This is a genomic window from Thermomonas paludicola, from assembly GCF_024498955.1.
In the GTDB taxonomy this organism is placed as follows: domain Bacteria; phylum Pseudomonadota; class Gammaproteobacteria; order Xanthomonadales; family Xanthomonadaceae; genus Thermomonas; species Thermomonas paludicola.
Window position 1 is genome coordinate 2,342,755 of the sequence record NZ_CP093311.1, and the last position, 11,378, is coordinate 2,354,132.

The window sequence follows — 11,378 nt, forward strand, 5'->3', positions numbered from 1 at the left end:
GGCGCATGTAATGCAGCATATTCGGAACGAATTGATGCCAATCATGCAACAAAGCTCCATAGTCCGCTCCACCACCCTCGCCCTGCACGACGGTCGCGCCGGCAATGCGCGCCAGGCGCGGGCGCTGGCACGGGCACTGAATCCCGATGCCGGCGATGCCATCCTGCATCCGGATCTGCTTGCGCGCTGGTTCGCACCGCGCCAATGGCCGCTTTCCGGTGCGCCGTTCGGCCCCGGCTTCCAGGCCACGTCCGCGTCGCCGCCCGCAATTGCCGTCGGCTGCGGCCGTCAGGCGGCGCTTGCCACGCGCCTGCTGCGCGCGCGCGGCAGTCGCGCGGTGCAGATCCTCGACCCGCGCATCGCCCCCCGGCACTGGGACGTGGTGGTGGCGCCCGCGCACGATAACTTGCGCGGCGACAACGTCATCACCACCCTGGGCAGCCTCAATCCGGTGGATGACGACTGGCTGCTGTGCGCGATTTCCGCCTTTCCCGAACTGGCCATGCTGCCGACGCCGCACACGGTGCTGCTGGTCGGCGGGCCCACCGAGCATGCGCCACTGGAAACTGCCGGCTTCTCCGACCTGTTGCAGCGTCTGGCGGCGCAGGCCCGCGCCGAACACGGCAGCCTCAGCGCCATCGCGTCGCGGCGCACGCCAGCCGCATGGCGCTCTGCGCTGGGCGCGCTTGACCCGCGCCTGCCCGGCCTGCGCTGGCGGGATACCGGCGATGGCGCCAATCCCTATGCCGGCCTGCTGGCCAACGCCGACCGGCTGGTGTGCACGCCAGACTCGGTGAACATGCTCAGCGAAGCCGCCGCCACCCATGCGCCGCTGTTCATCTGGCAACCACAGGCCCTGCGCGGGCGCCCGCGCGGCTTCATCGATGCCCTGCTTGCACGCGGTCACGCCCGCCCACTGGACGCCGCCATGGCCCCCTTCGAAGCCCCTCCGCTGCGCGAAACCGAGCGCGTGGCGCAGGAAATCCGATCGCGGCTATCTCTTTCAGGGATGCTCTGAACAACTATTGTTGTCCCAGTGAAGGTGGAATGACGGAATGGTTCAGAATGACCTTTCCACTTCAAGCCAGCATCGGAATACCAAGCGAATGATCGAAGTCGAGGGCCTCAGCAAGCGTTACGGGCAATTCACCGCCGTCGATCAATTGTCGTTCCAGGTCGGTGCCGGGCAAGTCCTGGGATTGGTCGGCCCGAACGGTGCGGGCAAGACCACCACGCTGCGTTGCCTGGCCGGCATCATCCCGGCCACCTTGGGGCACGCGCGCATCGGCGGTGTCGATATTGCCGCCGATCCGGTCGCGGCCAAACGCCAGCTGGCGTTCATCCCCGACGAACCGCGCCTGTTCGACCACCTCACCGTCGAGCAACACCTGAACTTCGTCGCCCGCCTGTACGGCGTGGCCGATTGGCAGGAACGCGCGCAGCCGCTGCTGGATGAACTGGAAATGGGCGACAAGCGCAAGTTGCTGCCGGCCGAACTGTCGCGTGGCATGAAGCAGAAACTGGCGATCGCCTGCGGCCTGCTGCACGGACCGCGCGCGGTGGTGCTGGACGAACCGCTGACCGGGCTGGATCCGTATGGCATCCGCCGGATGAAAAACAGCATGCGCCGGCTCGCCGGCGAAGGCGTGGCCATCATCCTCAGTTCGCATTTGCTGGACCTGGTGGAAGAAGTCTGCACCCATCTGCTGATCCTCAAGGACGGCCGCAAGCTCGCCAATGGATCGGTGGCCGAGGTGCGCGCGCTTTACGCGGCCGATGGCGACGCCAGCCTGGAGGACGTGTTCTTCCGCGCCACCGGCGACAGCGAAAGCCTGCGCTCGTGAACGCAGCCACCCACAACCGGCTTGGCGCAGTGGTGGGCGCCTTCGCCTATCTGCAGGTGATGTCGCTGTACAACACCCTGCGCCAGCGCCTGCTGCGGCTGCGCCAGCCCAAGTACCTGGTGGGCGCGCTGGCGGGCATCGCCTACATGTACGTGTTCGTGTTCCGCCACATGCTGCAGGCCGGGCGCGAATCAACCGGGCTGAGGCTGCCCGCCGATGCACTGGGCGATGTCGCCACGCTGGCCGCGCTGGTACTGGCGTTGCTGATGGTGCTGGACTGGCTGTTTTCCGGCGACGAGGCGAAGCTTGGCTTCAGCGAAACCGAAATCGACTTCCTGTTTCCCGCACCGCTCACCCGCACCACGCTCATCCAGTTGAACTTGCTGCGGTCGCAGCTCGGCATCTTTTTTTCCGCCTTCCTGCTCGGCGTCCTGCTGCGCCGCGGCAGTCCGCTGACCGGCCACCCGCTGCAATACGCCGTCGGCCTGTGGTTGCTGCTGTCGATGTGCCGGTTGCACATGCTGGCGGGCGCGTTCTCGCGCAATCGGCTGGCCGGCCTGGGGCTGCGCGCGTGGCCGCGCCGATTGGCGGTGGTCGTGGTGGCGCTGCTGGTCGCGTTCGCCTGTTGGTGGTCGCTGCGCGCACAGCTGCACTGGCCAGCGGGCGATGCGGGGTCGGACCTGGCGGCGGTGCGCGCCTGGTTCCGCGGCATTGTCGGGACCGCGCCGCTGTCGTGGCTGTTGATGCCGTTTCAATGGGCGGTGGCGCCGATCTTCGCGCCCGATGCCGCCGCCTTCCTGCGCACGCTGCCCCCCGCGCTGGCGCTGCTGGTCGCGCATTACGCGTGGGTGGTGCGCGCGCAAGTGTCGTTCGAAGAAGCGTCGATCGCACATGCGTCGCGCCGCGCGCTGCGCAAGGCCGCGATGCGCAACGGGCGACTGCGCGAACGCGGCCCGACGAAGCCGCGCAGCGAACCCTTCCCGCTTGCTGCAAGTGGCCGCGCGCCCCTTGCGTTCCTGTGGAAGGGGCTGATTGCGGCTGGGCCGTTCTATCGCCTGCGCAGCTGGGCGGTGGCATGCGCCGTCGTGGTGCTGGGCGTGCGCTGGCTCGCAGCCGACCCCGCGATGAAGCCCGCGCTGGTTGCCCTCGGCGCTGCGGGCCTGATGATCGCCGCATGGGGCCTGCTGCTGGGGCCGATGCTGATGCAACGCGGCCTGCAGCGCACCCTGCTGTATCTGGACATTCTCAAGGCCACGCCGCTGCGCGGCCGGCAGATCGCGCTGGGCGAAATCATGACGCCGTCCACGATCATGATCTTCGGGCTTTGGCTGCTGCTGCTGGTGTCCGTGCTGTGCTTCGTCGCCACAGGTGGTCGCGCCGGATTCACGCCCACCGTCATCACCGCCGCCGGGGCCGGCGTGGCACTGCTGGTCCCGCCGCTGTGTGGCCTGATGCTGTGCGTCCCGTTCGCCGCCACCCTGTATTTCCCCGCCTGGATTTCGCCGCAGAAAGGCGGCGGGCGCGGGGTTGAAGTGATGGGGCAGCGCATGATCTTCATGGCCGGCTACATGCTGACCCTGGCCGTGGTGATGCTGCCGGCCGCGGTGCTCGGCGGGCTGGGCTTCCTGCTGGCGAACTGGCTGGCCGGCATGGCCGTCGGCGCGCTGGTGGCAGCGGCCTGCGCGTGCGCGGTGCTGGCGCTGGAACTCGACTGGGCGGTGTCGTTGCTCGGCCGCCGCATCGATGGCTTCGACGTCTCGCAGGAATTGCGCTGAGCGACATTGGCAGGCGCAGGCCGGGCGCTTGCTCACGCGCCGAATGACAGCCCCGCCGCGCGTGCCGCCGCGCGAATCGCCGCTCGCGCCGGTTCCACCCGCGCATCATGGGCGGCGCGACGCGGGCGTCGGTCCAGCGTGCAGCGCAGGCCCGTGTCCAGCAGCGCAACATGCGCATCCACCAGCCCCGCGTGGGTCGCCCCATCCAGACTTCCCGCTGCCTGTGCCGCCTGCAACAGCGCGCGCGTCGCCCGCGGCAACAACAACCCGGCGTGCGTTGCGGCATCGCGCAGCACGATGAACTGCAGCAGGAATTCCAGATCCACCAGCCCGCCTTCGCCCTGCTTGAGGTCGAACAGGGTGGCATCGCTGCGATCCAGCTCGGCGCGCATCCGCCGCCGCATCGAGGTCACGTCGTCGGCCAACCGGACACGGTCGCGCGCTTGCGAGAGCACCTCCGCACGCAGCGTTTCGAACGCCGCCGCCAGCGACGCATCTCCGGCAATGGCGCGTGCGCGCACCAGTGCCTGGTGCTCCCACGTCCAGGCGCGGCGCCGCTGGTACTCGGTGAAACTGGGCAGGCTGGAGACCAGCAGGCCCTTGGCGCCATCCGGGCGCAGCCGCACATCCACGTCGAACAGCCGGCCCGCGCCGGTTCGCACGCCCAGCAGGGCCACGATCTTCTGCCCCAGCCGCGCGTACCAGCGCGGCGCGTCCAGCGGCCGCGCGCCGTCGGACATGGCATCCAGCGGCGCATCGAACAGGAACACCAGGTCCAGATCCGAGCCGAACCCGAGTTCTTCGCCACCCAACGTGCCGTAGCCGAGCACGCTGAAGCGCCCGCCCGCGACGCTGCCGTGCGCGGCCAGCAGCTCATCGTGCGCAAGCTGCAACACGCAGGCCACCACCGCGTCGGCCAGCCACGCCAGCCCGCGCGCGCACTCCTGCGCGTCGATGCGCGCATCCAGCAGCGCCAGCGCGAAGCGGAAACTCAACGCCTGGCGCACTTCGTTGAGCGCATTCAAGGCGGTTTCGGTGTCATTGCCGCGCAACGCCGCCGCGCACTGCGCGTGCAGCGCATCGCGGCCGGGGAGCTCGCCGCCCACGCGCACGTCCAACAGTTCATCCAGCAACAGCGGATGCGCGGCCAGGCGCTCGCCCAACAGCGCGCTGCGCGCCAGCGCGCCGACCAGCCGCGCCAGCGCCGCCGGCTGCTCGTCCAGCAAGGCCAGATAGCTGGCACGCCGCAGGATGGTATGCAGCAGCGGCAGCACCCGCTGCAGTACCGCCTCCGGATGCGCGGTTGCAGATGCGTGCTGCAACAACGCCGGCAACACCCGGTCCAGCCGCGCGCGCGCGGCATCCGAGAGATCGCGCACGCCGGGCGTTCGCGCGAACTCGCACAAACTTGCATGCAGCTCGATGGCCTTGTCGAAGCCGGCCGCATCCAGCGCATCGGCGTCACCATGTTCGGGCAAGGCGCGCCAATACGCGGCAAGTTCGTCGCTGCCGGAGGCACGCCGACGGCGTGGCGCCAGCAGCGCGGAAAACTCTTCCGACACCCGTTGCCGCTGCAGCGCCAGCGCCGCATCCAGCGCCGCCCAGTCCGGATAGTCCAGCCCGGCCGCAATTCGCGCACAGCCCAACGCATCGTCCGGCAGCGCGTAGGTTTGCGCATCGCGCAGCATCTGCAGGCGGTTTTCCAGCCGGCGCAAAAAGCGATAGGCCTGCGCAAGCTCCGCGCCGGCAGTCGCCTCCATGTGGCCCGCTGCCACCAGCGCCTGCAGCGCCACCATCAGTCGCCGGCGACGCAGCACCGGCTCGCGCCCGCCGCGGATCAACTGCAGCGCCTGCGCCAGGAATTCGATTTCCCGAATCCCGCCCGGCCCGCGCTTGATGTCGCCCGCCATGTCCTTGCGCGCCACCTCGGCGGCGATCATCGCCTTCATCGCGCGCAGCCCGTCCAGCGCGCCGTAGTCGAGATAGCGCCGATACACGAACGGCCGCAGCGCATCCAGCAGGCGCTCGCCCGCTTCCAGATCGCCGGCCACCGGCCGCGCCTTCTGCCACGCGTAGCGCTCCCAGTCGCGGCCTTCGCGCTGGAAGTACAGCTCCATCGCCGCAAACGACAGCGCCACCCGGCCGGCGTTGCCGAACGGGCGCAGGCGCAGGTCCACGCGGTGGCAGAAGCCGTCCGCGGTCACTTCGTCCAGCAGCTTCGCCAGCTGCTGCCCCAGCCGCGCGAAATAGTCCTGCGCATGCAGGACGCGCGCGCCGTCGGACTCTCCCTCGTGTTCATAGGCATAGACCAGGTCGATGTCGGAGCTGAAGTTCAACTCGTGCCCGCCCAGCTTGCCCAGGCCGAACACCACCAGCCGCCGCACGCCCCCCTGCGCGTCGCGAACCCGCCCGAAGCGCCGCGCGAAGTCCTCTTCCAGCGCGTCCAGCGCAAGCCGCAGACAGCGCTCGGCCAACAGCGTGCTGCCGGCCAATATCTCATCGACGTCTGCCCCATCCACCACGTCGCGCCACACCAGCCGCGTCGATTCCGCCTGCCGGTAGCGGCGCAGCAGGCGCGCCCACTCCTCGCGGTTGCCGGCCATCAACGCCGGCATCGGCACGGGCTGCGTGGCGTCGACGCGCAGCCGCGCCAGCAGGTCGGGCTGCATGGCCAGGATGTCGATGGCGAAGTCGCTGGCCAGCGCCAGCCGCGACAGTGCGGCTTCCGCGTCCATCGGGATGTCGCAGCCAGCGCCGCGCAGGCGCTGCAATGCGCGCGTGGCGATGGTGTGCATGGCGGTGCGGATCGATTCGTCCATGTGCCGATTGTGGCATCGCCGGCGCGCCGCTATCGTGCGCAACCATGAGCGAATTGCAGGATCTGGCCGCGCTGATCCGCGCGGAAACCCCATTGCTGGTGATTGAAACCCCGGACGAATCGCGGGTGCTGGATTTGTTCCGGCAATCGCTGATGCACGTCTGGCGCGCGCTGTATCGCTGGAGCGTGACCGAAGGCCTGCGCCGGATCGATATGGATCGCGAGGACGAAAGCACCATCGCCCCCGATCTCAGCGCCACCCTGCGGGACATCCAGGCCGCCAGCCAGCGCGGCATCTACCTGCTGCTGGATGCCACGCCCTATCTTGGCTACGCCAGCTACCAGCGCGCCATGCGCGACATCATCCAGCGCCGCGACTGCCAGCCCCACGTGATCGTGATGGTGGGCACCAAGGTCGAGCTGCCGGAAGCGCTGGAGCCGTTTGCGGTGCGCTTTTCGCTGCGCCTGCCGGATGCCAACGCACTGTTGAAACTGGTGAAGGAGGAGGCCGCCGGCTACACCAGGGAAAACGGCGGCCGGCGGGTTGAGGTGGATGTGGAGGCGGTGCGCCAGATCGTGCGCAACCTGCAGGGCCTGAGCCTGACCGATGCACGCCGCATCGCCCGCCACCTGATCTGGCGCGATGGCGCGCTGGGCCAGGACGACCTGCCGGAGCTGGCGCGGCTGAAATTCGAGCTGCTCAACAAGAGCGGCCACCTGCACTACGAATACGACACCGCGCGCTTTGCCGACGTGGGCGGCGCGCAGCGGCTGAAACGCTGGGTGGAACAGCGCCAGCCGGCCTTCGTGCAGGATCCGCCCCCGGCCGGCCTGCAACCGCCCAAGGGCATGCTGCTGCTGGGCGTGCAGGGCTGCGGAAAATCGCTGCTGGCCAAAGCGGTGGCTGGCGGCTTCGGCGTGCCGCTGGTGCGGCTGGATTTCGGCACGCTGTACGACAAGTACCAGGGCGAAACCGAGAAAAACCTGCGCGCGGCGCTGGCCTCCACCGAGCAACTGGCGCCCTGCGTGCTTTGGATCGACGAAATCGAGAAGGCGCTGGCCGCCGACGGCGGTGAAAGCGACGGCGGGCTGTCACGCCGCGTGCTGGGCTACCTGCTGACCTGGATGGCCGAGCGCACCGCGCGCGTGTTCCTGGTCGCCACCGCCAACCAGGTGTTGCAACTGCCGGCCGAACTGCTGCGCAAGGGGCGCTTCGACGAAATCTTCTTCGTCGATCTGCCCGATGCCGCCACCCGCGCCGACATTTTCGCCCTGCACCTGGATCGCCGCCGGCTGGCGCGCGAGCACATCGACCTGTCGGCGCTGGCGGCCGCGGCCGACGGCTATTCCGGCGCCGAAATCGAGCAGGTCATCGTCAGCGCGCTGTATGCCGCCCACGCCGCCGGCAGTGCGCTGGACACGCATCTGCTGATGCAGGCGATCCACGACACGCGCCCCTTGTCGGTGGTGATGGCCGAACAGATGCAGGCACTGCGCGCTTGGGCGCTGCCTCGCACGGTGCCCGCGGGCTGAGCCGGCTCATTCGCCGGGAATGCGTGAACCAAAAAAAAGCCCGCTTCGACCGAAGTCTCAGCGGGCCTGCTCCCTCCCCCACGTCGGGACGCAGGTCGATCGTGAAGGATGCGTTAGGAAGATTCACGCTGCACTGCAAAAGAGTACTGCGCAGTCCACGAATGCGATTCAGCCGGGACGTGGCCCGCGGCGCAGGTCCTTGAGGATTTCGCGTGCGGCGTTGCGCCCCGGAAGACCGGTGACGCCGCCGCCGGGATGGGTACCCGAGCCGCACAGGTAGAGGTTCTTGAACGCGCCGCGATAGTGGCCCTGCCCCAACAGCGGGCGCGCACTGAACATCTGGTCCAGGCCCAGTGCGCCGTGGAAGATGTCGCCCCCCACCAGCCCGATGCGGCGCTCCAGGTCCAGCGGGCTCAAGGCTTCATGGCCCAGCACGCTGCGCGCAAAGTTCGGCGCGTAGTCGTTCACGGTGTCGATCATCAATTTCGCCACGCTGTCGCGGTGCACATCCCAGCCGTCGTCCACCTCGGGATTCACCTGCTGGCAGAACAGGCTGGCAACGTGCCGGCCCGCCGGTGCAAGCGTGTCGTCCAATGTGGATGAAATGACCAGTTCGACAATCGGCCGGCGCGCCCAGCCTGCGTTATGCGCCTTCGACTTGGCATCGAAATAGGCTTGCTCGAAATACTGCAGCGAGGGCCCGATCAGAATGCCGCTTTGATGGTGCGGCTGTTGCTGGCTGCCCGGCATGGCGGTGAAATCCGGCAATTCGCTCAGCGCCACGTTCATGCGGAAGGTGCCGGACCCGCAGCGGTAGCGCTCGATGCGCTGCGCGGTGTCTTCATCCAACCGGGAGCGCTCGACCAGCTTGGTGTACAGCAGCTTGGGGTTGAGGTTGCTGGCAATGGTGGTCGCGCGCAATTCGCGCCCATCGCCCAGCGCAACGCCGACCGCCTTGCCGCCTTCGACAAGGAGTTGCGCCACCTCGGCATCGGTTTCGATGGCCACGCCGCGCGCCTCGCATTCCTTGCGCATCGCCTGGGTGATCGCGCCCATCCCGCCGATGGCATGGCCCCACGCGCCGGCCTTGCCGTTGACCTCGCCGAACACGTGATGCAGCAGCACGTAGGCGCTGCCCGGCGTGTACGGGCTGGCGAAATTGCCGACCACCGAATCCCAACCCAGCGCGGCCTTCAGCGGCTCGCCTTCGAACCAGCTGTCGAGCAGCTCGCCGGCAGACTTGGTGAAGAGATCCAGCAAGTCGCGACGCCCGCGCATGTCCAGCGACTTGACCTGCCTGGCTGCCGACGCCGATGCAAGCCAGTCGGCCAGCACGAAGCGGTCGCTGACATTCGGCGGCGTTTGCTGCATCAACTGGCGCAGCACCACCACGATGCGATCCAGCATCGCGTAGTACTCGGGCAGCCGCTGCGCATCGCGCGCCGACCACTTCGCCACTTCGCCGTGGGTGTGCTCACCGCCCAGGCGAAAACTGCGCCCGTCGGGCAACGGCAGGAAGTTGGCATAGGGCCGCTCGACCACGCGCAGGCCGTGTTGCGCAAGACGCAGATCCGCAATCACCTTCGGATTGAGCAAACTCACCGTATAACTGGCCAGCGAATTGCGGAAGCCAGGATGGAACTCCTCGGTCACCGCCGCACCACCGACGATGCCGCGCCGCTCCAGCACCCGCACCTTCAAGCCCGCGCCCGCCAGATACGCCGCGCAAACCAGGCCGTTGTGGCCACCGCCAATGATCAAGACATCGTCGTGTTGCATCTTGTCCCCTTGAATTTTCCATTCCTGCCACCGATGCAGGCTGGGTGCAGCCCGCACCCGGGATAATTGCAGATCGCCCGACCTGCCGCCTGCCCATGCCCCAGTCCCGCATCCGCAACGCCACATTGCTCGCCCGCCGCATGTCGGCAGATGCCGCCGCCGCGCTGATCAACCCCGGCACCAGCGTGGCGATGAGCGGCTTCACCGGCTCCGGGCATGCCAAGGTGGTGCCCGGAGCCCTGGCACGGCGCATTGAAGCCGTCCACGCCGCCGGCGATCCATTCCGGATCCGCCTGCTCACCGGCGCCTCCACCGCGCCCGAACTCGACGGCGTGCTGGCCCGCGCCGACGGCCTGGAATTGCGCGCGCCCTACCAGTCCGATCCCGACACCCGTCAACGGATCAATGCGGGCAGCATGAATTACATCGACATGCACCTGAGCCAGGTGGCGCAATTCACCTGGTCCGGCTTCTTCGGCAAGATCGACACCGCCGTGATCGAGGCCACCGCCATCGCCGAGGACGGTTCGCTGGTGCCCTCCACCTCGGTCGGCAACAACAAGACCTGGCTGGACCTGGCCGACAAGGTCATCGTGGAAGTGAACCGCTGGCAGCCGGAGGCGCTGGACGGCATGCACGACATCTACTACGGCACCCGGCTGCCGCCCGACCGCGTGCCGATCCCGCTGACCCGGCCCGACCAGCGCATCGGCCAGCCGCATTTGCGGGTGGATCCCGCCAGGATCGTCGCGGTGGTCGAAACCGATGCCCCCGACCGCAACAGCGCGTTCAAGCCCATCGATGACACCAGCCGCCGCATCGCGGGCCACCTGATTGATTTCTTCCGCGACGAAATCAAGCGCGGCCGGTTGCCGGCCAACTTGCTGCCGCTGCAATCAGGCGTGGGCAACATCGCCAACGCGGTGCTTGCCGGGTTGGGCGAAAGCGGCTTTTCCAACCTCACCGCGTTCACCGAAGTCATCCAGGACGGCATGCTGGATCTGCTCGACGCCGGCATCCTGCGCAGCGCCTCGGCCACCGCCGTCTCGCTGTCACCGGAGGCCACCGCACGCTTCAAGGACACCATCGCCAATTATCGCGAGCGCATCCTGTTGCGCTCGCAGGAACTGTCCAACCATCCCGAACTGGTGCGCCGGCTGGGCTGCATCGCGTTGAACGGGATGATCGAAGCCGACCTGTACGGCAACATCAATTCCACCCACATCATGGGCAGCCGCATCCAGAACGGCATCGGCGGCAGCGGCGACTTCGCCCGCAACAGCTACCTGCCCGTCTTCCTCACCCCCAGCACCGCCAAGGGTGGCGCGATTTCCAGCATCGTGCCGATGGTCAGCCACGTGGACCACACCGAACACGACGTGGCCATCCTGATCACCGAACAAGGTCTGGCAGACCTGCGAGGGCTTGCCCCCAAACAACGCGCCCGCACGATCATCGACCACTGCGCCCACCCCGACTACCGCGACGCCCTGCGCGACTACTTCGACCGCGCCTGCCGCGACAGCTACGGCAAACACACCCCGCACCTGCTGGCGGAAGCGCTGTCCTGGCACCAGCGTTTCATTGAAACGGGGACGATGCGGGCCTAGCAGGGCACACGATGGGGCG

General features: G+C 68.2%; 7 protein-coding genes. 5 read left to right on the plus strand and 2 right to left on the minus strand.

Annotation, left to right across the window (positions count from 1 at the left end; genetic code table 11):
* Positions 1-43 precede the first annotated feature (43 nt).
* From LIW09_RS10995 to LIW09_RS11005, 3 genes are all read left to right on the plus strand, one after another.
* Positions 44-1,018, plus strand: a complete 975-nt coding sequence (locus LIW09_RS10995) for a mitochondrial fission ELM1 family protein (protein WP_256645661.1) — start codon at positions 44-46, stop codon at positions 1,016-1,018.
* A gap of 88 nt (positions 1,019-1,106) precedes the next feature.
* Entirely contained in the window at positions 1,107-1,844 is a 738-nt protein-coding gene (locus tag LIW09_RS11000) for an ABC transporter ATP-binding protein (protein WP_256645662.1), read from the plus strand.
* Entirely contained in the window at positions 1,841-3,619 is a 1,779-nt protein-coding gene (locus LIW09_RS11005; RefSeq protein ID WP_256645663.1) for a putative ABC exporter domain-containing protein, read from the plus strand. Before LIW09_RS11000 ends, LIW09_RS11005 begins: the two co-directional genes overlap by 4 nt.
* A gap of 32 nt (positions 3,620-3,651) precedes the next feature.
* On the opposite strand, the gene glnE is transcribed toward LIW09_RS11005, so the two are convergent.
* Positions 3,652-6,438 carry a bifunctional [glutamate--ammonia ligase]-adenylyl-L-tyrosine phosphorylase/[glutamate--ammonia-ligase] adenylyltransferase gene (gene glnE, locus LIW09_RS11010; protein ID WP_256645664.1) on the minus strand — a complete coding sequence of 929 codons (2,787 nt, stop codon included), beginning with the start codon at positions 6,436-6,438 and terminating at the stop codon, positions 3,652-3,654.
* Positions 6,439-6,482: 44 nt separating this feature from the next.
* Here glnE and LIW09_RS11015 point away from each other — a divergent pair, with 44 nt between their 5' ends.
* Positions 6,483-7,970 (plus strand): AAA family ATPase, encoded by a 1,488-nt coding sequence (locus tag LIW09_RS11015; protein ID WP_256645665.1) that lies wholly within the window; start codon positions 6,483-6,485, stop codon positions 7,968-7,970.
* Positions 7,971-8,138: 168 nt separating this feature from the next.
* Here LIW09_RS11015 and LIW09_RS11020 read toward each other — a convergent pair whose 3' ends face one another.
* Positions 8,139-9,749, minus strand: coding sequence for a phytoene desaturase family protein (locus tag LIW09_RS11020; RefSeq protein WP_256645666.1), 1,611 nt, complete (start codon positions 9,747-9,749; stop codon positions 8,139-8,141).
* 95 nt (positions 9,750-9,844) lie between these two features.
* Between LIW09_RS11020 and scpC the strand changes: the two genes are divergently transcribed.
* Complete coding sequence (gene scpC, locus LIW09_RS11025; protein WP_256645667.1) at positions 9,845-11,359, plus strand: succinyl-CoA:acetate CoA-transferase ScpC; 1,515 nt, start codon at positions 9,845-9,847, stop codon at positions 11,357-11,359.
* The last annotated feature ends 19 nt before the right edge of the window (positions 11,360-11,378 follow it).